The 23,686-nt window shown below is 60.3% G+C and carries 23 protein-coding genes; 3 read left to right on the top strand and 20 right to left on the bottom strand.

The window, feature by feature from the left end; all coding sequences use genetic code 11:
• Positions 1-6: 6 nt before the first annotated feature.
• The 3 genes from G9X67_RS28290 to G9X67_RS28280 all read right to left on the bottom strand — a co-directional run bounded on the left by G9X67_RS28290 (position 7) and on the right by G9X67_RS28280 (position 2,382).
• Positions 7-699 carry an amino acid ABC transporter permease gene (locus tag G9X67_RS28290; protein ID WP_138331804.1) on the bottom strand — a complete coding sequence of 231 codons (693 nt, stop codon included), beginning with the start codon at positions 697-699 and terminating at the stop codon, positions 7-9.
• Between the two features lie 77 nt (positions 700-776).
• The gene (locus G9X67_RS28285; RefSeq protein WP_062941288.1) at positions 777-1,613 is read right to left on the bottom strand and encodes an ABC transporter substrate-binding protein; all 837 of its coding nucleotides are present in this window, start codon (positions 1,611-1,613) and stop codon (positions 777-779) included.
• A 115-nt stretch (positions 1,614-1,728) separates the two neighbouring features.
• A complete protein-coding gene (locus G9X67_RS28280) occupies positions 1,729-2,382 on the bottom strand; it encodes an FCD domain-containing protein (protein WP_171600197.1) in 654 nt (217 codons plus the stop codon).
• Between the two features lie 112 nt (positions 2,383-2,494).
• Between G9X67_RS28280 and G9X67_RS28275 the strand changes: the two genes are divergently transcribed.
• Together G9X67_RS28275 and G9X67_RS28270 are read left to right on the top strand one after the other, a co-directional pair.
• Entirely contained in the window at positions 2,495-3,178 is a 684-nt protein-coding gene (locus G9X67_RS28275; protein ID WP_171600196.1) for an FCD domain-containing protein, read from the top strand.
• A gap of 315 nt (positions 3,179-3,493) precedes the next feature.
• The gene (locus G9X67_RS28270; protein WP_138331800.1) at positions 3,494-4,351 is read left to right on the top strand and encodes a LysR substrate-binding domain-containing protein; all 858 of its coding nucleotides are present in this window, start codon (positions 3,494-3,496) and stop codon (positions 4,349-4,351) included.
• A gap of 93 nt (positions 4,352-4,444) precedes the next feature.
• Here the strand turns inward: G9X67_RS28270 and G9X67_RS28260 are convergent, their stop codons facing one another.
• The 4 genes from G9X67_RS28260 to G9X67_RS28245 form a co-directional block, all read right to left on the bottom strand.
• Positions 4,445-5,743 carry an aminotransferase class III-fold pyridoxal phosphate-dependent enzyme gene (locus G9X67_RS28260; protein WP_171600195.1) on the bottom strand — a complete coding sequence of 433 codons (1,299 nt, stop codon included), beginning with the start codon at positions 5,741-5,743 and terminating at the stop codon, positions 4,445-4,447.
• On the bottom strand, positions 5,716-7,002 hold the full coding sequence (locus tag G9X67_RS28255) for a TRAP transporter large permease (protein ID WP_171600194.1): 1,287 nt from the start codon (positions 7,000-7,002) through the stop codon (positions 5,716-5,718). The genes G9X67_RS28260 and G9X67_RS28255 overlap by 28 nt, the downstream gene beginning before the upstream one ends.
• Entirely contained in the window at positions 6,999-7,463 is a 465-nt protein-coding gene (locus G9X67_RS28250; RefSeq protein WP_062941283.1) for a TRAP transporter small permease, read from the bottom strand. Before G9X67_RS28250 ends, G9X67_RS28255 begins: the two co-directional genes overlap by 4 nt.
• Before the next feature lie 93 nt (positions 7,464-7,556).
• Positions 7,557-8,555, bottom strand: a complete 999-nt coding sequence (locus G9X67_RS28245) for a TRAP transporter substrate-binding protein (protein ID WP_138331797.1) — start codon at positions 8,553-8,555, stop codon at positions 7,557-7,559.
• A gap of 222 nt (positions 8,556-8,777) precedes the next feature.
• On the opposite strand from G9X67_RS28245, the gene G9X67_RS28240 reads away from it, so the two are divergent.
• Positions 8,778-9,035, top strand: coding sequence for a CrpP-related protein (locus G9X67_RS28240; RefSeq protein WP_011653840.1), 258 nt, complete (start codon positions 8,778-8,780; stop codon positions 9,033-9,035).
• An 85-nt stretch (positions 9,036-9,120) separates the two neighbouring features.
• On the opposite strand, the gene G9X67_RS28235 is transcribed toward G9X67_RS28240, so the two are convergent.
• The 13 genes from G9X67_RS28235 to G9X67_RS28175 all read right to left on the bottom strand — a co-directional run bounded on the left by G9X67_RS28235 (position 9,121) and on the right by G9X67_RS28175 (position 23,588).
• A complete protein-coding gene (locus G9X67_RS28235; protein ID WP_171600193.1) occupies positions 9,121-10,923 on the bottom strand; it encodes an adenine deaminase C-terminal domain-containing protein in 1,803 nt (600 codons plus the stop codon).
• A gap of 107 nt (positions 10,924-11,030) precedes the next feature.
• Positions 11,031-12,221 (bottom strand): amino acid aminotransferase, encoded by a 1,191-nt coding sequence (locus tag G9X67_RS28230; RefSeq protein ID WP_171600192.1) that lies wholly within the window; start codon positions 12,219-12,221, stop codon positions 11,031-11,033.
• A gap of 84 nt (positions 12,222-12,305) precedes the next feature.
• The gene (gene hutH / locus G9X67_RS28225; RefSeq protein ID WP_138331793.1) at positions 12,306-13,919 is read right to left on the bottom strand and encodes a histidine ammonia-lyase; all 1,614 of its coding nucleotides are present in this window, start codon (positions 13,917-13,919) and stop codon (positions 12,306-12,308) included.
• Positions 13,916-14,098: a hypothetical protein gene (locus G9X67_RS28220; RefSeq protein ID WP_171600191.1), complete on the bottom strand. Its 183-nt coding sequence runs from the start codon at positions 14,096-14,098 to the stop codon at positions 13,916-13,918. The genes hutH and G9X67_RS28220 overlap by 4 nt, the downstream gene beginning before the upstream one ends.
• Positions 14,095-14,691: a TIGR02444 family protein gene (locus G9X67_RS28215; protein ID WP_171600190.1), complete on the bottom strand. Its 597-nt coding sequence runs from the start codon at positions 14,689-14,691 to the stop codon at positions 14,095-14,097. Before G9X67_RS28215 ends, G9X67_RS28220 begins: the two co-directional genes overlap by 4 nt.
• The gene (locus G9X67_RS28210) at positions 14,691-15,758 is read right to left on the bottom strand and encodes an ABC transporter ATP-binding protein (protein WP_171600189.1); all 1,068 of its coding nucleotides are present in this window, start codon (positions 15,756-15,758) and stop codon (positions 14,691-14,693) included. The genes G9X67_RS28215 and G9X67_RS28210 overlap by 1 nt, the downstream gene beginning before the upstream one ends.
• Positions 15,755-16,786 (bottom strand): ABC transporter ATP-binding protein, encoded by a 1,032-nt coding sequence (locus tag G9X67_RS28205; RefSeq protein WP_138331790.1) that lies wholly within the window; start codon positions 16,784-16,786, stop codon positions 15,755-15,757. Before G9X67_RS28205 ends, G9X67_RS28210 begins: the two co-directional genes overlap by 4 nt.
• 1 nt (position 16,787) lies before the next feature.
• The gene (locus G9X67_RS28200; protein ID WP_171600188.1) at positions 16,788-17,711 is read right to left on the bottom strand and encodes an ABC transporter permease; all 924 of its coding nucleotides are present in this window, start codon (positions 17,709-17,711) and stop codon (positions 16,788-16,790) included.
• Complete coding sequence (locus G9X67_RS28195) at positions 17,708-18,703, bottom strand: ABC transporter permease (RefSeq protein WP_171600187.1); 996 nt, start codon at positions 18,701-18,703, stop codon at positions 17,708-17,710. Before G9X67_RS28195 ends, G9X67_RS28200 begins: the two co-directional genes overlap by 4 nt.
• Positions 18,704-18,770: 67 nt before the next feature.
• On the bottom strand, positions 18,771-19,709 hold the full coding sequence (locus tag G9X67_RS28190; RefSeq protein WP_171600186.1) for an isocitrate lyase/PEP mutase family protein: 939 nt from the start codon (positions 19,707-19,709) through the stop codon (positions 18,771-18,773).
• Between the two features lie 145 nt (positions 19,710-19,854).
• The gene (locus tag G9X67_RS28185) at positions 19,855-21,465 is read right to left on the bottom strand and encodes an ABC transporter substrate-binding protein (protein ID WP_171600185.1); all 1,611 of its coding nucleotides are present in this window, start codon (positions 21,463-21,465) and stop codon (positions 19,855-19,857) included.
• 108 nt (positions 21,466-21,573) lie between these two features.
• Positions 21,574-22,149 carry a UbiX family flavin prenyltransferase gene (locus tag G9X67_RS28180; protein ID WP_003543560.1) on the bottom strand — a complete coding sequence of 192 codons (576 nt, stop codon included), beginning with the start codon at positions 22,147-22,149 and terminating at the stop codon, positions 21,574-21,576.
• Positions 22,146-23,588, bottom strand: a complete 1,443-nt coding sequence (locus G9X67_RS28175; protein WP_171600184.1) for a UbiD family decarboxylase — start codon at positions 23,586-23,588, stop codon at positions 22,146-22,148. The genes G9X67_RS28180 and G9X67_RS28175 overlap by 4 nt, the downstream gene beginning before the upstream one ends.
• Positions 23,589-23,686: the final 98 nt, after the last annotated feature.

The raw sequence follows: 23,686 nt of genomic DNA, 5'->3' as shown, positions 1-23,686 counted from the left end.
CTGGTTCTAGCGCTTCTCGTTAATGGAAAGCCGAGATCCGGCTTGACCAAGGCGCTTTTCGATATGGCTCTGGAAGAAGTCCCAGAGTGTTGTGAGGAGGAGGTAATAAATCGCCGCGACAGCAAACAGTTCGAGCACCATGAACCGCTCCTGGATGAGAACCTGGGTCCGGCGAAGGAGTTCTTCGACCGAAATGACGGAGGTGACAGAGGTCGTTTTCAAGAGACCGTTCACCGAATTGCCGAGAGGCGGAACGATAACTTTGAAGGCTTGCGGCATCACGATGTAGCGCATGATGTGACGCTCCGTCATGCCGAGCGCGCGCGCTGCCCTGGTCTGGCCTTCCGGCACGGCTTCGATACCGGCGCGAATGATCTCCGCGAGATAGGCCGCCTCGTTGAGAGCCAACCCGAGCAACGCCGCCTCTATGACGGTGAACTTGATGCCGAACAGTGGAAGCGCCGTGTAGATCGCAATCAACTGTACAAGAAGCGGCGTGCCGCGAAAAAGCCAGATATACGCCTTGGCAATGTAGTATGGCACCCGCCGCGACGATCGCCGCATCAATGCAAGAGCAAAGCCCAGAATTAGCCCCGCAATCAACGAGACGACGGTGAGCCAAACGGTCGTGAACACCCCGCCAAGTATAAAGGGGTTGAACAGATAACCGAAAAAGCCAGACCAGTTCCAAAGCGACATGAAGACGACTTTCTGCAAGAGGTTTGGCGCGACGTGGTCGCGCCCCGCCTCATCTCTAAACGATCTTTGAAATCAGTTCAGCGACCGGGACCTTTGACCGAATAGTCACCCGCGACCATCGGCAGGCCGTATTTGTCAAAGAGCGCCTTCAGAGATCCATCCGCCTTCATGTCCTTCAACGTCGCAGACACGGCGTCAGCCAAAGCCGGGCTTTTGAATGCGACAGAAACCGGAGCGGGGTAGAGGCCGCTGATTGCCCGTTTGAAGTCCCCGCGAGAATCGTACTCCTTGGCAACCGCGTCGATCGACACGACACCCTGGACCTGGCCTGCCCGCAGAGCCTGGAAGGCCAAGGCGAAATTATCGAACGTCTGGACGGTTAAGCCTTCTTTGCCCGCGTCACGCAGTTCCTTGTCGAGAAGGCGTGTCTTTGTTTCCTCGAAACCACCGATTTCGACACCGATCGTCATGCCGGCCAGATCATCTTTTGTGGCGACGTTTTTCTTCGAATCCGGCGCCACGGAGACGCTGATGGCCTGATCTTCATAGGGGATCATCTGCATGATCTTGGCGCGTTCTTCGGTGAAGAAAATGCCCGTGTTGATCATGTCCCAGCGGCCAGCCTGCAGACCGGGAACCATCGCGGAGAATTCGATGCGGACATATTCGGGCTCAAGGCAAAGGCGCTTGGCGATCTCTTTGCCGAGGTCGATGCGCATGCCCTTCAGATCGCCCGTGGAGTCGATGAACTGGAGCGGCGGAAGCGTTGGATTGGTCGACATGACGAGCGTGCCGGGCTTGATCAACTCGCCTGCCGCCACTTTGGGTTCGCAGGATTGAGCGAAGGCAAAAGACGCTGTGACCGACAGGAAGGACGCGGCAAGAACGCTGCGAGAGAAATGTGAACGGAGCATGGAGAGCCTCTGGAGTTCGATTCTTTATCGTTGGATCCCGATCGTGCATTCAAGTGGGATCCCACTTTTATACAAAAGTCGTACGTAGATGCAAGTGCATTCTCAACTCATCGATTCAGTAGTTCGCAAGCACGCCCTGACGGACGACTTCGAGATGATCGGCCATGGCTCGGCGAGCCGCCTCGGCATCGTTGGAGGCTAAGGCAAGCAGGATCGCTCGATGTTCTCGCACGCCCGGCTTTGCGCGCACCACAGGCAGCTGCCGCTCGAATATCGTTGTATAGCGCCGCATCTCCCCGATAGTGGTTGCCATAAAGGGGTTGCGGCTTTCGCTTGCGATATAGTTGTGAAGCGCATCGTCAAACGCCCAGACCACCTCAGGGTCAGGTTCGGGGTCGGCCTCGATCTCGTCAAGCATGCTTGTCAAAGGGTCCAGTTCAAGTCGCGAAACATGGGGACTGGCGAGCGCGGCCGCAGTTGGTTCGAGCAGCATCCTCATGGTGAGACTGTCAAGGTAATCCTTGAGACTGATGACCCTGACCGAGAGAACGCCTTTTTCGTTTCTGACAAGTAGTCCCTCTCCTTCAAGACGTCCCAGCGCGTGGCGCATGGGAGAACGCGAAACAGCATGTTTCGTCGCCAGGCGGCGTTGCTGGACGACCGATCCCCCCGCGAGCCTGGCTGATAGAATATCGGCCAGCAGGGAACGGTAGGTTTCGTCAGCAAGGCTGGAGTCGCCAACTTCATTCAGACCATCGTCCATCTGCACTCGTTCCAGTCCTTTTCCAAATCGGCTATCATATGTAACAAGTGATCGCGTAAGGAAAGCGCGGTGCCGCGTCGAGCGGCCAACGCCCTAAAGAACAAGGAAATAGCAAACGGTGACAGACGCCTTAGCGGCCCCGGGTCGGAGAATGGCCGAGAAAGGGCAGCATAATCTTGCATCGCTGACCTACAAGGCCGTGTCCGACATGATCCGGCATCGCCGGCTGAAAGGCGGGCATGTCATCGTTGAGGCAAGGCTTGCCGAGACACTCGGGATTTCGAGGACACCGCTGCGCGAAGCGCTGCAGAGGTTAGAAGGCGAAGGCCTGGTTCGCAAGGGCGACGGCCGAAACTACGTCGTGCGACAGGTGGATGTCGGCGAGTATCTTCAAAGCTTGAAACTGAGGTTGTTGATCGAACCTGAAGCGGCGGTATTGTCGATCAACGCCATTCCGCGGCGGCTTTTGATGAGCGTCCGGCAGGAAATCCACGACCTTTTGGATGCGACGGCGTATCACACAGACGCGCACTGGTTCTCGGACGACAATCTCCATAATATGATCATCGATCATTGCGGCAACGCGGTCATGGCAAAGGTACTGCGGGAGCTTCGGGCGACCACGCGTCTCTTCGAAATCGACCGCCTGAAAGATCGCCTGAAGCCGGACTCCACAGAACACCTCGTTATCATCGAGGCGATCGACCGGGGCGACGTCGAGGAAACGCGCCGAGCTGTCGCCCAACACATCGAAAGCCTAATCGCATTTACGCGAATGCATCTACAAGTCGCCGACCTTTAGTATTGCAGTTGCATTTTTGTGTGTCACGGCAAGACGGGTTGGATGCGGGCGGAGGCGGCAGGCGACACCGGCCCGCGGTGGCACAGGCTATTTTGGGGCGCGGTCATTGGGACGCGGCTGGTTTGTGCGACATCGTGTGTGTCCATGCCCTTGAGACATTGGCTGGCCAGATCGGCGTGTTCGCATCATGGCCAGCGCTTTACTCACTTGAGGAAAGGGAGAATGATATCTGCAGTCTGGTGGTCTTTTGGTGAAGCTCGCTTAGTCGGAACTATCAGATTGCCGCGCGTCCCATAGCGAGTTCCAAGGTTCAAAATGCAGCACTTCGACACAGATGCGCTCGCGACTTTCGTGGCAGTGGCCGACGCCGGTGGCTTTACTGCAGCAGGGATGAGGATCGGCAAGTCACAAGCGGCCGTCAGTCTCATCATCGCCCGTTTTGAAGAACAGATCGGGCGGAAGCTATTTGACCGGACAAGACGCGGCGTGCACCTGACGGAAACAGGCGAGATCCTGATTGGCTATGCCCGCCGTATCATTGCGATCGAGGACGAGGCGCTGGCAGCGCTCGATCCAGGTGCCATGCGCGGCTATGTCCGTCTTGGAATGCCGGACGACTATATCGAGCTGTTTGGCAAGCCTTTGATCGAAGAGTTTTCGCGCGCCAATCCCCGTATCCAGGTCGAGATCCAGTGCGACTTCTCCCGCTCCCTCGAGGCGATGGTCGAACACGGCACTATCAATCTCGCTATCATCACTCGTGCACCGGATTCAATCGTCGGCGAGTTGCTGCGTCGCGAGCCGCTGGTCTGGTGCGGACCTCCGGATGGGCAGATTGAGCGGCAGCGCCCCCTGCCTCTTGCCTTGTTTCCAGAGAAGGATTGTCGAGCACGGCCCCATATCGTCCACGCTCTCACCCAGGCCGGCATCGGATGGCGAGCGGCATGGACATCCTCACATCTGCCGTCGATTCAGGCGGCGCTGGATGCGGGTGCCGCGGTTACAGCTTTGCCGGCCTCGGTTGTCGCTTCGCGACACCGCCGTCTGACCGCGGAAGACGACGGCCTGCCGTCGCTGAAACCGCTTGAGATCGCCCTTCTCGTTCCACATGGCGCGCGCGCCGCTGTTCGCACGGTCGCCAGCTTCGTCCGCTCGCATTTTCAGCAGCTTTGACACTATCTACTGGTCGCCGTGATCAGGGTCGCGATCCGGTAAACGGCCAGTTGCAAGGCATATGGTTTTCAGGATCCCAAAACAGGAAATTGGCTAAGCCGCCATGTCTCTTGCGGCGTCTTCAAAAATACCGATCATGTCGTCGATAACGCCATCGGTGTGGGCATTGGAAAGATAGAGACGACCGAAGGCAAACGGCATGATCAACAGCCCGCGGCGGCGTAGCGCCTCATGAAGTTTGAGGGTCATGACGGCATTTGCCCTGTCCAGTGTCTCTGCGTAATTCGAGGGCGGGCTATCGGCAAACCAGATGGTAAATACAGAGCCTTCCCCCGAGGTCGTAACCGCCCTACCATAACTGGCAAAAGCTGAATTTATGCCATGCCTTAACCGCTCGCCGCGCGCCAGCAAGGCGGCGTAATCGAGGTCTCTCAGAACCTGAAACGTTGCGGTGACGGCGGCTGTGGCCACAGGATTGCCGCTGTAAGTCCCGGCGCGGTTGACTGTACCCTCTTCTGCAAGCGCCATGAGGTCGGGTCGACCGACGACAGCGGCCACTGCGACGCCACTGCCGATGGCTTTGCCGACGGTGGCCAGATCTGCTTCCACCTCCATGCTATGCCCCGTCAGCCCGAATCGCGTGCGAAATCCCATCAGCACTTCGTCGAGAATGACAAGCGCGCCATGGCGCCGCGCCGTCGCTTCCACATGAGCAAGATAGCCGGGCGCTGCCGGGATGCATCCCGCATTGGCCAGCATCGGTTCCAGGATGACGGCAGCGATGCCACTGTTTTCCGAGAACAGTTGATCGACGTCATCGAAGTCGTTGAAGCGCAGCAGCGTGGTTCGCTCGTGCACCGGCCTTGCGTTTGTGAGCATTGCCGCATCGGCGGATCCCGCCTGGCCTAGCGTGACGTCGTCATACCAGCCATCATAGCCGGCAGCCATTTTTGCGATATAGGAACGGCCTGTGGCAGCGCGTGCGAGACGGCAAGCGAGATGGACAGCCTCGCTACCGGTATTGGTAAAGATCGCCCGCGACAAATGCTGCGTCGCAGCGGTCAGCACGCTGGCAGCTTCCTCCTCTCCATCATGGGCAAAGGCCGGCATCGGCCCATTGCGCAGGGCGGCAGTGACTGCCTCGACAACCAGCGGATTCGCATGGCCGATCACCGTCGCCCCAAATCCGAGCGCCGTATCGATATATTGGCGCTGTCTATCGTCCCAGATATAGGCCCCTTGTGATCGTTCGGTAATAAATGGCTTGCCGTCCAAGGGTGGCAGAGCCCGCCCGGCGCTGGAGATTCCCCCAACCAGATGTGTCGTCATCGTATTTGTCCATTCGTTGCGGCCACGGACGGTTGCTAGAACCCGAAGTAGCGCGGCAGCCATTCCGTCGTCTCCGGAATGAAGGCGACGAGCAAAAGGCAGATGTTGCTGGTGATGAAGAACGGAATGAGCCTGCGCGTAACCGCGTTCACTCCGACCTTGGCGACGTTGCAGACGACGAAGATGTTGGTGCCCACCGGTGGCGTGAACAAACCGATACCCAACGCCATCGTGAAGATCAGGCCAAGTTGATAGGGCTGAAGCCCGGCTTCGACGCCGATCGGATGAACGATCGGTGCAAGGATGATCAGCGAAGGCCCAAGGTCCGCCCAGGTCCCGACGAAGGTCAAAAGCGCCAGGATGAGCAGGATCGTGATGGTCGGACCGGCTCCCCAGGCATGAAGGAGCCCGGCGGTCCATTGCGGTATCTGTTCGACGGTCAATATCCAGGAAAATGGAACCGAGACAGCCATGATGATCATAATGGCGCCGGTCATGCGCACCGTCTCCACTCCGATCTTCCAAAGACCGACCAAGGTGATTTCGCGGTAGAGAACACCTCCAACCAGAAGAGCCCAGACCACTGCGACGAATGCAGCTTCCGTCGTTGTCGCAAGCCCACTCAGCATGGAACTGAGAACCGCAATAGGCATCATTAACGCAGGAAGTGCCCGCAAAAGGTGCTTGCTGAAGCTTGTTACGGTCGGACGGGTCTCCGACTTTGGAAAGTTCTCCTTCACCCCGACCCACCAGGCCGTGAGCATGAATGTGACCGCCAACATAAGACCCGGAATGATGCCTGCTGCAAATAGCCCACCGATTGATGTATCCGTTATGACCCCGTACATGATCATCACAACGCTCGGCGGCAGGATGATGCCGAGCGTCCCGGCTGCGGCCGTAACTGCTGCAGCGAAGTCTCTTGGATAGCCTCGTTCGGCCATCGCCGGGATCATGATGGCGCCGACAGCACCCGTGTCGGCCGTGGCCGATCCGGTAATTCCGCCATAGATCATGCAGGTCGCGACATTGACGACACCCAATCCTCCTCGCACCCATCCGACCATGTCATTGGCAAGGTCGATGATCCGGCGTGTCAGGCCACCCTCGTTCATGATGCCGCCGGCGACGAGAAACAGCGGGATGGACGCCAATGAAATGGAATCGGCTCCCATATAGACCTGTTGCGCAAACCAGGAGGGTGGGAGCGGAACCAGACCGAAATAAATGACGACAAGAGTGGAAAACGCGATCGACCATGCGACCGGCACACCAGTGTAGAGCGTGATGGCGAAGACGCCGAAGAGAACCAGAAGCGTCATTGGCCACGCTCCCGGAATGCTGAAACGATGCGCGCAATCGCAATGACAGCCAGAGTGGCGCCCATGAAGACGATGATGCTCTGAACGGTCCAACTCGGCGCGCGCATGACGGGAGTGGGAACAAATCCCGTGCGCGCAAGCATGGCCTTGCCGCTCCACAGAAAGGCGGCGGCAACGGTGAGCAGGATGAGATTGTGATAGATGCGAAACCAGCGGTTCCGACCACTGGTGGACGTGTTGCCGTCGATGGAAACATTTTCGCCGGCGACCTCCGACAGAACAGCACCGATCGCGGTCGTCCACAAAAACAGGATGCCGACCATTTCAAATGACCAAGTGATTCCGGAGAGACCGAGATAGCGGCCCACGGCGCCAAGCCCGGTAGAAAGGATTAGGGCGACGACAACGAGGACACCAACGATCGTCATCACGAAGACCGCTGAAGAAGCCAGGCGTTTCATGGGGCTTTCCATCAAAGGAGGAAGTGGTGCACGAGCAACGAATGCGGCAAGGACACGTCGGAGGACCGATCGCATCCTCGCCGTAGGCATTGCCTATTTTCCGGCTGCTGCCGAGCGCACGGACGACACCAGATCGTCCCCCCATTCCGCCCCGAATTTCGCGTAAACAGGATCAACCATCGCACGGAAGGGTGTCGTGTCCACCGTCGTTACGGTGACGCCCTTCGACTTGAGGTCCTCGATGACCTGGGCATAGACCTCGTCAAGTTTTCCGCGGTACCAGATCGTCGTCTCTTCGACTGCCTTGGTCACCGCAGCCTGGTTTTCCGGGCTCAGAGCGTCGAAGCGCTCCTTGTTCATGAACCAGTAATTCGGCGTCCAGATATAGTTCGAGACCGATAGGAACTTCGCGCTCTCATACCATTTCTGATCCGCGAAATCGCGTATTTCCGGCTCCACGCCGTCGACCACATGCGATTGCAGCGAGGTATAGACCTCCCCGAATGGAATCGATTGCGGCAGGGCGCCCAGCTGTTCGATGGTTGCAAGAATGACGGGGTTGGGCGGTGTCCGCAGCTTCAGACCCTTGATATCCTCCGGTGTGGCAATTGATTTGCTGACGGTTGCAAATTGACGGAAACCGGAATCAAGCGCTCCCAGCATCTTGAAGCCGTTGTCGGCACCCGTGTCGAAGACTTTCTTCCCGACTGGTCCGTCGAGAAAGGTGTGAGCCGCGTTTGCATCGGAAAACAAGAACGGCAAGGTGACGACATTGAGCTTCGGATCGATCGCATCCGCAACGCCGCCTAGGCCGATATCGATGGAGCCGGAGCCGACACCATCGGCGATCGGTCCCTCATCGCCCAACTGACCATCTGGAAAAATCTGGACGGTGAGGCCGCCCTTGGTTTCGCCGGCGAGCTTGTCGGCGAACATGACGACAGCCTCCTGAATGAGGCTTTTCGAGCTTGATGCGTGGGCGAGTCGAAGAGTTTCGGCATTCGCTTGGCCGGTGCAAAGCAACAGGATGCCGGCGATGGTGGACATGGAAAGGCGACCGGCGTGAGCCCGCATGATATTGAATTCTAACATGTTACCCTCTTTGTCATTTGTTATGACCAAGAGTATGTGCGGCCTTTCTCAGGGGTACAATCGGTAAAGCAACGTCTTCGATCAGGAAACGTTATGTTGCTATATCAGATCGTTATGCTGCGCAGCTTGTCACGCAACTGTCCCAAATTAACCCATTAATTAGCATTCACTTGCATGCGCGGACCACGATGCTACCGTCGCCGACATCATGGGGGATCGCGTATGACAATTGAAGAGCTGATCGATCTGCAGGAAGCAGGCTCAAGGGCGCGGGTGCTCGGCCTGAAGGCCCACGAAAACCCATACCTCGCCGCCCATAGGATGCCTACTGGTGATACCGGCGCCCTCGGAGATTGGCTTGCGCGCCACGACGCGTGGAAGTTCGGTTGGGAAGCGGAGGACGCTAGCCGCGAAGGTAGAATTGTTACGCACTTCAAGGAGCTGATCTCGATTGCCAAACGAGGTGCGCTCGATGCCTAACGTTATTGATGGTGGTTCGCTCGCGACGCGTTCGGTTTTCTTGCCCCGTCACGGCGAACCTCTTTCACCATCGGATTGCCAGCGTTCAGGCCTTTTCGAAGAGCGGTGAGATCACCATTTCCGGCACCAGCACCAGGCCCTTGTCGGTTATCCGGATTTCCGGGATGACCGACAGCGGGATAAGGTTGAAGCCCATATAGGCGATGGTGCAGCCTGCCTTTTCCCATTCGAGCTTCAAGACCTTTACCTCGTCCGCGACCTGGTGCACGCGCTTGTCGGACAAAAGCCCGGCGATCGGCAGCGGCACCATGGCCGTCACCTTGCCGTCCATGACGACACAGACGCCACCCTGCTTTTCTTCGATCGCGTCGAGCGCCACCTGCATGTCCGCGGCATTGGTGCCGGCAACGATGATGTTGTGGCTGTCGTGGCCGACCGAGGATGCGACAGCGCCTTGTCTGAGCCCGAAGCCGTTGAGCAGTCCGTGGGCGACATTGCCGGCAGACTTGCCGTGGCGTTCCACCACCGTCACGAAGCAGAGGTCGTGCTTGTCGAAATGGGCTTGCCAGTCATTGGCCGGTTCCAGCGTGACGGTGACATGACCGAGGGTAATGCCAGGCAGCTCCGTCTTGATCGTATGAGCGACGACCGTCTCCGTCGGCAGGTCCGGTGTCAGCTTGAGATTTTTTGGCAGCTTGACCGTGTGGTAGGCAGCATCCGGATAGCGGTACGGTTTCGACAGGGCTTCGTCGAGGATCGGCGTGATCTTCTTGCCGTCGACGACGAGCTCGCCGCCATACCAGGTGCTGACCGGCGTAAGGTCGTCGCTGAGAAGCACTAGGTCGGCGCGGCGTCCGCCGCCCAGACCGCCGATTTCGCCTTCCATGCCGAACCGCGTCGCGCCGTGCAGCGAACCCATCGCCCAGGCCTCTTCCGGCCTCATGCCGTATTTCACGGCTTCGCGCGTTACCCAGTCCAGGCCGAAGGCGAGCAGATCTTCGGCATCACGGTCGTCGGTGCAGACGGCGACGCGCTTGTGGGAGGCGCCGAGCTCAGTGATCGTCTTGATCGCCTGCGGCAGCGAATGCCAGGGAGTCGTCGGCGGGCCGCCGCGCAGGAAGAGCCACACGCCGGCTTCCAGCAGGTCGTCGGCAATGTCGCGGTCGATGGCTTCATGCGTGTCGGTAACGCCGGATGCGGCATAGGCGGCAACGAACTCTCGTCCGTAAACATGGCCCGACACCGGCCTGCCGCGCTCAAGTGCTGCAGCCAGGATCGCGTGGCTGCGCTCGTCGCCCATCGCAACGGGGACGAAATCCATCTTCTCACCGAGAGCCACGGCTTCCGGCCATTTGTCGAACAGGGCGGCGATCTTGTCCGGCGTCAGGTCGCCGCCGGCTGTTTCCAGATCAGGCGTCGTCGCCGGCACGGTGCTCGGCACGGTCAGGAAGATCGACAGCGGCGCCTGCCGTGCATCTTCGAGCATGGCCTCGACGCCGGCGACGTCCATGACATTGCCGATCTCGTGGCTGTCGCAGAAGATCGTCGTCGTGCCGTTGAGGAGCGCCGCTTCCGCATAGGCGCAGGCCGTCACCATCGAGGATTCGATATGGATATGCGGATCGACCAGGCCCGGGGCGATGATGCCGCCCCTGGCGTCGTAGAGCTTGGCGCTCCCGCCTCTGTAGCTGCCGGCCGGCTTCACGGCCGCAATGCGGCCACCCGAAATCCAGACTTCGCGTCCGTCGAGAAAGCGCTCCGAATAGGTGGACAAGACGCGTGCGCCTTGGATGACCAGGTCGGGTTCGCGACGAGTGGAGGCGACATCGGCAAGACGGCGGGTCATGGTCGAGAGCGGCTGAACGGAGAAGCGGGTAAGCGTGCTCATGAAAACCTCATTTCCAGGGCTCGGGGAGGACAGGCAAGATTGTAAGGAACGCCGTCGGCGGAAGGAAGCACGAATAGTTCTTGTCTCTGGCCTCAAACGGATGCCAATCAGCGTTTCCCGCGAACTGCCAGAACGGCTTCCGCAAAGGTGTCGATCTGGCTGGCCTGCAGCCCAGCGACATTGATGCGTCCGTCCTCGACGATATAGATGGCGTGGCGCTCGCGCAGCATCACAGCTTCCCCGGGTGTCAGACCGATCAGCGAAAACATGCCTTTGTTCTTGGCGAGGAAATCGTAGTCGCTGCCATTGGTGAAACGCCGGAACGAGGCAGCAAGCCCCTGGCGCAGCGACAGAATGTTGGAGCGCATACCGTCCAGTTCGGCGCGCCAGTCGGCCGCGAGTGCCGGGTCTTCCAGAACGGTGCGAACGATAGCCGAGCCATGATCCGGCGGCATCGAATAGACGACACGGGCTCGCACCGTGAGTTGCGCCTTGGCTGCATCCGCCCGATCCGCGTTGGCGGCGAGAATGAATGCGGCACCTGTACGCTCGCGATAGATTCCGAAATTCTTCGAGCATGACGAGGAGACGAGCATTTCCGGAACCGTGCCGGCGAGCAACCGCACGACGAAGGCGTCGTCCTCGAGACCCTCGCCAAACCCCTGATAAGCGATATCGACCAGCGGAACGAGCCCGCGCTCGGCGATGATCTCTGCCAGCGCCTGCCATTGCGAAGGGCTCGGGTCGGCGCCAGTCGGATTGTGGCAGCAGCCGTGCAGCAAAACGATGTCGCTCCGCTCCGACCGCGAAAAGTGATCGAGCAGGGCGTCGAAGTCCACCTCGCCTGTTCGGCTGTCGAGGTATGGGTAAGTGACGACCCGAAGCCCGTTGTCTTCGAGGATCGACACATGGTTCACCCAGGTCGGGTCGGGCACATGAACCGCAGCACCCGGGCGCGCCAGGGAGATCAGGCCGGCGAGCACCGTCAAGGCGCCCGCTCCGCCCGGCGTCTGGATACCGCGAATTCGCTCCCACGGCGCCGCCTCGCCGAAGACAAGCCTGCCGATGAGATCGCAGAAAACAGAATCCCCGGCCGGGCCGACATAGGCTTTGGTCGTCTGCGCGGTATGGATTCGCTTTTCTGCCTCCCTCACCGCCCGCGGGATCGGCGTCGTACCGGAGGCGTCCCGGTAGACTCCGACGCCGAGATCGATCTTGTTCGAACGACTGTCCTGCCGGAAAATCGGCATCAACGACAGGATCTTGTCGGCTGGCGGCATTATCAGATCATCGAACATGGTTCTCTCCGGTCAGGGAATTGCAGGCGGCGATGAAATGCCGGCGCCTCATGATGCGGCCGCAGCCCAAATCAGCCGGCCCGCCTATTTCAGCGCGCCGATCTTGTTCTCGATGGCCTCGAGAAATGCGCCGGACCGCACGATCTCGAGAGCCGGTGTGGTCTGCTTGGGCATGTAGCTGTCCTCCTGCTGGAACGGGATCGCGTCGCGAAGCGCGTCATAGAGCGCCTGGCTGCCGGCTCCGAGCTTGTAGCCGCCGAGCGCCTCTTCGGTCAGGAAGATGGCGCGGGCCGCAAGCAGGCATTCGACACCAAGGATCTTCGGCATGTTGTCGACCACCTGACGCGTCTTGCGGCATGCCCATGTCGCCATCGAAACATGGTCTTCCTGGCTGCTCTTGGTCGGGATGGTATCGGCAACGGCGGGGAAAGCCAGCGTCTTGTTTTCCGATGCGACGGACGCCGCAGCCGTCGAGATGATGCCATAGCCGTAATTCAGGCCAATCGGCTTGCCGGCAAGGTTCGGCGGCAGGCCGTAGTTCAACGTCGTGTCGCAGAGCGAGAACAGGCGTCGCTCGGAAATATTGCCGATTTCCACCAAAGCGATCGTCAGGATGTCCATGGCAAAAGCGATGGGTTCGCAATGAAAATTGCCGCCGGACAGGAATTCCAGCGCGCCGAGTTCGTTCCAGAAGACGAGCGGATTATCGGTCGCGGCGTTGAGCTCGCGCGTGATCAACTCCTTGGCGTGCTCCAACTGGTCGCGGCAGCTTCCATGCACCTGCGGCAGGCAACGGAAGGAATACTGATCCTGGATCCGGGCGGTGTGTTTCGGATGTAGGATATCGTCCTCGAGGCGTACCGCACGTGCTGCCTCGGTCGTGCGACGGCTGCCCTCGATAATGCGACGAATATTTTCCGCAGTCGCGATCTGCCCGGGCTGCTTGCGCACGAGATGAATGCGGGGATCGAATGCCGCCTGCTCGCCGCGGATCGCCTCCAGACTGAGCGCGCCGGCCGCATCGGCGGTCTTCATCAGCATCTCGGCGTCGTGGAGGTTGAGAACCGCCATGGCCGCGCAGAGGCTGTTGCCATTGATGAGGGCAAGGCAGTCCTTCGCCTTGAGATCGAAAGCAATCGGGGAGATGCCGGCCTTTTCCAGAGCCTGCGGCGCTGGCATGCGTTCGCCCTGGTAATAGGCTTCCGCCTCCTCATAGCCGATCAGCACCGAAACCATGTGGGCGAGCGGCGCCAGATCGCCGGACGCGCCGACCGACCCCTGGATCGGCACCACAGGGTGAACGCCGCGGTTCAGCATCTCAACGAGACGATCGACCACTTCGATCCGCAGGCCGGAAACCCCGAGGCAGAAGGCGTTGATACGGACGGCCATCATGGCGCGGACGATTTCTTCCGACGCCGGTTCTCCGATGCCGGAGCAATGAGAGAGCACGATATTGCGCTGGAAGCGGTCGTTGTCGGCCTGGTTGATGGCATAATCCTTGAGCTTGCCGACGCCGGTGTTGAAGCCGTAGGTTGGCGGCGCGTTTTCGGTCAGCCAGTTTTCCTCGATATAGTTTCTCACCTTGATGATTTCGGCGCGCGCTGCGTCGGCGAGCGCGACCTTGGCGCCCTGGCGCGCGATGCGAACGGTATCTTTGATCGTCAGGCTGTCACCGTCTAGAATTATGGCGTTCATCTCGATGTCCTTGAAGCTCGATAGGTGTGAGAAGGTAAGTGCCGAAATCGAACACGCGCGCCGGGAGCGCAGCCTGTCTCGATCGCAGCGGTAATGCCGCCAGTGACGGCGACGGAGTTTTCCGCGACACCTTCTTCGATGACGATGGTTCCTGTGATAAGGACGTCGAAATCGCTCATGATGTCTTCAGATCCTCAGTGCACATGATGGGGAAGCCGTGGCACTTGGCTTTGGTGGCGTCTCGAAGCCGCCCGACCAACGCCCCTGCTTCGGATTCCGGCATGGAAATCGTTTCGAGATAACGGGCTGCCAGCCCGCCCGACCCTTCGAGGGGGAGAAAGTCGTCGGCCAGGCGCCGGACCTGCAACCGTTCCGCGTCCAGCTCCGCTGCCTTGATCTTCTCGTAAAATTCAATCTCTGCCACGTTCCTGCGGCCTTGACGCAAGGTTAGCCGAAGATGTCGCAACGGCAGGACGACAAGCGAACGCCATTCGCCGGCACGTTCCAGAAGCCGCTTCATGTCGCCGTCATCCGCGCCGTGTCCGTCACTATCTGCAAGAGCGAAGAACAGCAGAGACGGCACGTCCACCGCATGACGTGTCTGGGCTTCGAGGCACCAGGACGCGATGCCGGGCTCGCCGTAGAGCCGGACCATGACATCGAACACATTGGCACAGAAAGCAGCGCGCTTCGCATCTCCGCTATCCTGGTCCGAGCGCGCGTTGCCGCTTGCCAGCATTTTTTCTTCGAATGCATCAGGGGCTTTTTCCATCACGCTTGTTCCGCCGTCTTCATTCCGGGCGCCGGTTCGTCGTGAGGGAAGTGGCAGGCCGCGAATTGGCCGTACGGCATCGCCGTAAGCTTTGGTTCCTCTCCCGCACAGATCGCCTGAGCGCGTGGGCAACGCAGGCGGAACCGGCAACCTGATGGCGGCGCGCTCCGCGACAAGGCCTGCGTCGGGGTTGCGCTCGGCACGATCTTCCGGCTGGCATCGGGAACCGGGACTGCTTCCAGCAGCATGCGGGTATAGGGATGCGCCGGACGCTGATAGATGGCATCGCCGGTTCCGATCTCGACGATCCTGCCCATGTAGAGGACGGCGACCCTGTCGCTGACATTGCGCACGACGGCGAGATCGTGGGAAATGAAGATCAGCGCCAGGTTACGCTTCTGGCGGATATCCTGCAGAAGATTGATCACATGCGCCTGCACCGACACATCAAGAGATGCAACCGGCTCGTCGCAGACGATCAGCTCCGGCCCAACGGCGAGCGCCCGCGCGATCGCAATGCGTTGGCACTGGCCGCCGGAAAACTGATGCGGCCTGCGGCCCTCCACCATCGTCCGGCTCATGCCGACATCGTTGAGCGCACGATCGACCCTTTCCAGTCTTTCCGCTTTGCGGATGCCCTGGATCTCGAGGCCTTCTCCGACGATATCCTGCACCTTGCGGCGGGGATTGAAAGAAGAAATCGGGTCCTGGAAGATCATCTGCAGTTTGCTGCGGATGGCGCGAAGATCGGAAGCAGACAGGTCGGCAAGATTCAGGCCGTCATATTCGACGTGGCCGTCGATACGCGTGTCCGCCTTCGGCAGAAGCTTCAGGAGGGCACGGCCGATGGTCGTCTTGCCGCTGCCCGACTCTCCGACGAGACCGAGCGTTTCCCCAGGAGCCACGTCGAAGGAGACGCCGTCGACCGCAACAAAGATCTTGCCGCCGCGCCGGTATCTGACCGAGAGATCGCGTACCTTCAAAAGCGCGTCGTCGCGCAGGAAAGCAGCGAAGGCATGCGTTGCGGCACTTGTATCGACGGCCTGGCCGGAAGCCTCGTCATTCATGACAATGCCCTCCTTTCGACCGCAGTGTCGGCTGCATCGCCGGTTTGAACAGGCACATAGCAGGCGAAGCGGTGCTTGCCGTCCGCACTGGTCGTCATCGGCGGCATCGAGACATGGCAGCGGGCCTCGGCGGCGGGACAGCGCGGTGCGAACGGGCATCCCGGCGCGGGGTTGGCAAGATCGGGCGGACGGCCCGGGATCGTGCGCAGTTTCGTATGAGCCGGCTGGTCCATGCGCGGCATCGCCGAAAGCAGAGCCTCGGTATAGCGATGGCGCGGATGGGAAAAGACGGTGTCCGTCGGACCGTATTCCACGACATGCCCGCCATAGAGCACGAGGATGTCGTCGGTGCGGCCTGCGACGACGCCCAGATTGTGCGTCACCAGGATCATCGACATCTGCCGCTGCTGCTGGATAACCTGCAGCAGATCGAGAATTTCCTTCTGAACCGTCACATCCAGCGCGGTCGTCGCCTCGTCGGCGATCAGCAGATCCGGCTGGCAGGCAAGTGCCGTGGCGATCATGATCCTCTGCTTCATGCCGCCCGAAAACTGATGCGGATAATGCCCGTAACATTCCGCGGCATCGGGAATGCCGACGCTTGCCAGCAGTTCGATCGCGAGCGCCTTCGCCTGCGCCTTTCCAAGCCGCAGATGGAAGCGGCTCGCCTCTTCGATCTGCCGCCCCACCCGCACGAACGGATTGAGGGATGTCATCGGGTTCTGGAAAACCATCCCGAACTTGCGGCCGAGAAAGGCGCGGCGTTTCGTCTCGTTAAGCGTCGACAGATCGGTCCCGTCGGCGAGGATGCGACCGCTGGTTTTCATGCCCTCCGGCGCAATGCCCATGATCGTCTTGACCAGCATGGATTTGCCCGCGCCGGATTCTCCGACGATGCCGAGCGTCGTGCGCGGCGGGATGCTGAAGCTCACGTCGTGCAGTACGCGGATCGGCCCGAACGGCGACCTGAAATGACAGGAGAGCTCGTGACAATCGAGGACCGGGGTGGTGTTCGCTGCCTCATTCATATCAGAGTTCCCTGCCGCGATGGTTCATGCGACGGGCCAGACAATCCCCGACCGTATTGAGCGAATAGACCGTCAGCACGATGGCGACGATCGGTCCGAAGATCAGCAGTGGAAAGCGGCTGAGCAGGTCGGTCGAGCTGGCGATCATCCCGCCCCAGCTCGGCGCCGGCGCCGGAATGCCGTAACCGAGAAAGCTCAGCGATCCCTCGGTGATGATCAGCCCCGCCATCAGCGGCGGAACGATGGCCGTCAGCGCCGGAACGAGATTGGGCAGGATCTCGCGCAGCAGAAGCCGCATGTCCGACGCGCCCATGGCGCGTGCTGCCAACACGTAATCACGGTCGTTCTGGGCAATCACGCCGCCTTTGGCGATGCGTGCATAGGTTCCGATGTCGAGCAGGCCAAGCGCCAGCATCATCGTGAAAACCGAATTTCCGGTCACCGATATCAGCGCCAGGATGACGAGGATCGGCGGAAGCGACGCCATGGAATTGGCATAGAGATCGACGATCCGCTCGACCGGGCCGCGATAGAAGCCGGCCAGCATTCCGAGGATCATGCCGATCACCAGCGAGATCAGCGTCGCGACCGAGACGATGGCGAGCGTCGTTCGCGCACCGTAAAGCACGCGGGACAGGATGCTGCGCCCGAGCGCATCGGTTCCGAACAGGCCGTTCAGGCTCCATTCCGGGCCTTGCGAGAAATCGCCATAGGGGAAGCTTGCCCGAACGAGACCCGGAATGAACTCCACGAAAACCGAGGAGACGATCAGGGCCGCCAGGAACACGAAGGCGAACCATTCCATCGGATGGCCGCTCGGCATGCGGAAACGCGCGGTCTTCGGCATCGCGGCATTCAACGTCTCTGCCAATGCGACCGTTTCGCCGGGCACGAGGTCCGTTTGTGTTGGCTGGAGGCGGCTCATGACACGTCCACCCGCGGATCGATAAGCGCGTAACCGAGATCGACCAGGATGAAGATCACGACGAAGATCACCACTGTCAGCGACAGAATGGCTTGCATGACGGGCAGGTCGTGGCTGCTGACCGCATTGAGAACGGTCCAGCCGATGCCGGGCACCGCGAAATAGCTCTCGACGATGAAGGAACCGCCGAGCAGATAGGTCATGGACAGGCCCATCACCGTCAGCACCTGGGGAGAGGCCGGGCGCAGCACGTGGCGCATCAGGATGTAACGCGTCGGCAGGCCCTTGGCTCTGGCAACGAGGACATAGTCCTCCTGGAGGATCGCGACGAATTCGCTGCGGCTCACCCTGTAGAAATAGGCTGCCTGGTGCACGCTGAGGCACATGACCGGCAAGGCGACGTAATAGAGATTGCCGATCGGATCGTCGCTGAAGGTGACCCAGCCGGTCGCCGGCAGCCAGCGCAGCACGATTGCGAAGACGAAGCCGAGCAGAACCACGATGACGAAAGTCGGGATCGACAGCATGACCGAGGAGACCGCCCGCAGCACCGTATCGACGATGCCGCCCGACCGGCTGGCCGTATACATGGCGAGCGGCACGCCGATCACTAGCGAGACGAACATCGCAAGCAGCGCAATCTCGAACGTCACCGCCGCCCGGTCGACCAGGAGTTTTGCCACGGACTGCTGGCTGAACATGGTCTGCCCGAGATCTCCCTGAAGAAGCCGCCCGAGCCAGCCGAGATAACGTTCCCAGACCGGCAGATCGTAACCGTAACGGCTGTTCAGCGCATCAATCTGCGCCTGCGTCGCGTTCTCTCCAAGGATGAGCTGCGCCGCCGACCCCGGCATCAGGCTCGACAGAGCCGTCGCCGAGAACGTCACCAGAAGGAAGACCGGAATGCCGGCCAGAAGCCGGACGCCAACCGCTTTCAGATAGGAGAGCTTGGCAATTCGCAACGATCGGACTCCGATTGTTAGGTGGAGCATCCGATGCCGGACTGGACCGGCATCCGGATTTCGCAAAACGAGACGGCAGAGCGGCCGGTCTCCGGGATCAGAGCGCCTTCCATCTGTCCTCGGCATCGAGCCAGCCGCTGTCCCGCTCCAGCGAGGCTTTCTGCTCGGCAGGCGTCATGCCGCCCATGCTATGCTCGTCCGCATAGCGCGTGCTGCTGTCCTTGAAGACATGCCGACCGTAATCCATCATGCCATACATCGATCCCTTCTCGAGATAGTGCATGGTCACCAGGTTGAAGCCGAGCGCCTCGATTTCCTCAAGCCGGACGAAGGGCACGCCGTTGACGGTCGCGACATCGCCGAACATCTTCCAGCCGGGCAATTCCTTGGCCACCTTCCGGCATTCCTCCAGCGTGCGCAGGCCGTGCACATAGGTCATTTCAGCACCGAGTGCTGCGGCGCGCACGCAGCGTTCGATAGCATCGTCCAACCCCTTTTCGAGCTTGGATTCGGTGCGCGCTATCACCACGCAATCGCTGCCTTGACAGGCTTCGATCGAGGCCTTGATCTTGGCGAGCCAGAGCTCCTGCGAGACGACTTCATGCGGCACGTTGCCATCGACCTTGCCGGCAAGCGTCGCCGCCTCCATGGCGCGGCCGAACCGCGCATAGCCGCGTTCATTGGGCGTATCCTCGATCAGGATCGCTCCGGCGCCGGCTTTGGCGAGACGATAACAGGTGCGGAAGGTCTGGACGACATCGCCGAAGCCGTCATCGGCATCGATGACCAGCGGCAAAGGCGAGTAGTCGGCGATGCGGTCGGTCGCGTAGACCAGTTCCTCCTGATTGTGCAGGCCGAGATCCGGCACGCCGGACATGCTGAATCCGAGTGAGGCGCCGCTGAGCAGGATCGCCTCGAAGCCGGCCATTTCCGCCGCCTTTGCGGAGTAGCAATCCCAGACGCAGGGAGTGAACACCTGCTTGCGGGAAACCAGGTCCCGAAACTTCACCTTCTCGCGATTGCCGATCATCGTCATCCACCTTTTCCGATCGCCCCGCGTCGCAGGGCTCATTCTGTCGTCTTAACGTCTCTGGCGTGTACGGTCGTCCAGCCCATCGACCGGCCCTTCCCTGCCCGCCCGGATCTTCCGGACGAGCTTATGCGTCGTGATCTGGAGCCAGCTATTTCTGGCAGGTATCCGTGCAAACGTAGAGGAACTGCTTTTGCAGGATGCCGCCATTCGAGGGAACGACGCCGCCGGTATCGTCGCGCAGCAGCAGCGAACGCGTCTGTTCCCCGAAGATGTAGACCGGCATTTCGGTTGCAACGAGCTTCTGAACCTTGACATAGGCGGCTTTGACAGAAGCAGGGTCGAGGGTGGAGCTGGCCTCCTTCAATGCAGCGTCCATCTCGGCGCTCTTGTACTGTCCCCAGTTGAAAGCTCCGCCGGAACTCAGCAGATTGGAAATGTTCGGCTCTGCACCGTTCGACACCAGCACCCCGCCTTCGACGCAGATGTCGAAGTCGAGCTGCGTCTTGCACCGCTGGATCAGGGAGGCCTGGTCGACCTCGACGATCTCAGCCGAGGCGCCTTCATAGCCGGTCAGCACCTGCTGAATGTAGGCGGCAAGACGCTTCAGGTCCGAGTTGGTATAGGTGACGATCTTGATCGAGAACGGCTTGCCGTCCGCCTTCAGAGCATCGAACAGTTCCTGCGCCTTCTTCGGATCATAGGCGGGAAGAGATGAAGCGCTGTCGAAATAGGGCGAATTCTCTCCAAAGTAATTGCTGGGTGCCTTGTATCCGGGCATCTGCGTGAAAGCCTGCATCAGCCGCGCGCGGTCGATGGCGGAATAGAAGGCCTCGCGGGCGCGAACATCCGTGAAGATACCCTTGGCCTGGTTGAGATAGGCGCGGTTGATGCCGCGGATCGGGATCTCGCGGGTCGCAACCCCCGGCGCCGTTGCGTTCGAGCCGAACTGATAGGGATAACCGGCCATCATCGTTGCGCCGCCCTGCACGACGGTGGCGATGCGGCTGTTGGTTTCGGGAATGATCGCGAACTTGATCGTATCCAGATAAGGGCGCGGCTGATCCCAATAACCGGGATTGCGGGCCATGGTCATCGATATGCCCTGGTTCCACTCGGTCAGCGTAAAGGCGCCGGCGCCTACCGGCTTGATGTCGGTCTTTTCCTTGGCGGCCTTCAATGCTGCCGGCGAGGCGATGAAGGGGCACAGCTCGGCGACCTGGGCTGCGAAATTGGCGTTCGGGGAGGGCAGCTTGATCGTCAGCGTCTGCGGATCGACGACGGTGATCGCCTTGTTCCAGGAAGAGATGAACGGCTGCGCCGGTGAAAGCGTGGCGGAATCGGCGGCGCGGTCCCAATTGTATTTGACGGCTTCCGCATCATAGGGCGTACCGTCCGTGAACTTCATGTCCTTGCGAAGCTTCAAGGTCCAGGTCACGGCGTCTGTGCTGGTCAGGCTTTCGGCCATGCCGCCGGTCACGACGCCCTTGTCGTTGACGTAGACGATAAAGCCGTAGACGGCGTCGAGCACATCCATCGGGCCGCCGGGATAGGTGCCGGCGGTGATTGCCGGATCCCAGCTCTTGATGTCCGAACCGTTGATGATGGTCATCGCGCCGCCGCTGACGGGTTTTTCCGTCTGCGCACCCGCGTGAGACGCGGTGAGCATCACGGGTGCGGCCGCCATCAGCGACAATAGCAACGCGGCGGCGCCGCGCATGAACAGGCTCTGCAACCTTCTGGAACGATTGTCTGACAACATCACTCTATCTCCTTTTTTTTGAGTTCCCCTGGGGGAGTGATTGTGCGTCGTTGTTTTGCATGCGGTTGACATCATGGCCCGGCAGCTTTCAGCGCTGCTCTTCATGGCTCAGTCGTTATGATCTTCCGTCCAGCGTCGGACCGTCGGATGATGAAGCCCGAATTGATCCAGCGCACGCCCCACGGTCTGGTCGACCATTTCGGCGATTGATTTCGGCAGCGTGTAAAAGCTCGGCACCGGCGGCATGATGACGGCGCCGTTGCGTGTTGCCTGGTCCATCAGCGCGATATGGCCCGCATGCAACGGCGTTTCCCGCACCATCAGCACCAGCCTGCGGCGTTCCTTCAGGCAGACATCGGCGGCGCGCACGATCAGATCGTCCGCATAACAATGCGCGATCCCGCTCAGCGTCTTGATCGAGCATGGCGCAACCAGCATGCCGTCGCACCGGAAGGAGCCGGAGGCGATTGAGGCGCCGATATCCCCGTGGCTGTAGACCCGGTCGGCGAGGCCACGGATTTCGTCCGCAGTCTTTCCCGTCCCTTCGGCCAGTGCCGTGCGGATCGCCGAGGGCGATATGACGAGATGCGTCTCGACATCGTCGAAATCCCGGAGCATTTCCAGCGCACGCAGTCCGTAGATTGCACCGGAAGCCCCTGATATGCCGATGATCAATCGTCTCAAATCAGTATCTCCGGCTTGACGCGCAACAGCAGCTGACGCATCCGTTCGTAGGAATCCGGCGGCGGAAGCGCCTTGTCGAACCCTTCCCTTCGATCGCCCGCCTTCATCGTGGCGTCGTAACCGACCTTGGTGATCACGCCGCCGTCTTCCTGAGGTTCGGACCGGTCTGCCGGAAGGTCCGTGACGATGAGAATGTCGCGCTCCGCGCGCATGCGCGTCATCTTTGCCAATTCGACGGCATCGAGATCCCAAGGGTCGACATCGCTGTCGACGATTGTGATGTTCTTGACGATGCTGACCGCACCCCAGCAGATCGACATGATGCGGCGTGCCTGTCCCGGACGGGGCGCATCGATCTGCACGACCACGTTGTTCCGTCCGCTGCCTGATGCGGTGACGGCAACCTCGCCGACATTGAGAACGGACCGCCGGATGACGGCCTTGAGGCTGGCAGCGATCGGCACCGCGCCGAGATAGAGGTGCTCCATGTGGTAACCGGGCTCGATCACCTGCAACATCGCGTCGGAGCGGCAAGTCATGCATTCAAATCTGACGCGCACCCCGGAACCGTAATCCTCGTACATGCCGTGATATTCTGAGACCAATCCTTCGAGGATCGGCTCGTCGATATGAATATGACCTTCGAGCACGATCTCCGCCTCTGCAGGCACGGCAAGATCGACAGACTTGCAGCGGGCAAGCCGCACCGGCTCGCCGAGCAGCGATCCGGCGCAGTGCATTTCATCGTCACCAAGCCCCAGATAGAAGCAGGCGGCAAGCTGAATGGCGGGATGCGCGCCGAGGACGACGGCGAAGGGGAGCGGCTCGCCTTTGGCGCCCGCCTTGCGGGCCATGATGGCGAGATGATGGTTCGGTGCAATTCCGATCATCGCCTCATTCGGACCAAGCACCTTGATACGGGCATAGGACGCGTTGCCCAGGCCCGTTTCAGGGTCGCGCGCCACGATCAGACCCGCGGTAATGTAAGGACCGGTCTCCTTGGAAAAGAACGTCGGGACCGGAAGCCGGGTCAGGACGTCGTCCTGGAAGAGCTGTTGCTGTACCGGTGCATCGTCCACGAATACCGGCGGCACCGGAGACGCGATCGAGGACAGCAGCTTTTCCTGGATATCGCTTTTCGCAACGTCAAGCGCCAGGGCGACACGATCGAGATCCGACAGGATGTTGCCGAAGATCGGCATGTCGTGACCTTTGATGCAGTCGAGCCGCACCGCCGCCTTTTCATCGACGATGGAAAGAATGGCCGATACGTCGTGGATCGGGTCGACTTCCTCCGAAATCACCAGCAGCCGACCGCGACGGTCGAGCTCCTGAAGAATGCCCCGACACGACTGATCGCTTTCGCTGCGTGGCATTGCAGCGCCGGCCGTCCTGGATGTCATGGCCGCGTTTTCAAGCGGATCAGGGTGATCATTCATCCGGCAATCCTGTGAAAGTCATTTTCGAGGGCTGTTTTGATGAGGCAAGTATCAGCCGCAGGCCGGAGGCTGGGTAGCTCGAAAATCATGAATTGGAG

This window comes from Rhizobium sp. WYCCWR 11152 (assembly GCF_013087615.1).
Lineage (GTDB): Bacteria > Pseudomonadota > Alphaproteobacteria > Rhizobiales > Rhizobiaceae > Rhizobium > Rhizobium indicum.
The sequence above is the reverse complement of the archived record's forward strand: the minus strand, read 5'-3'. Positions and strand labels throughout refer to the sequence as shown.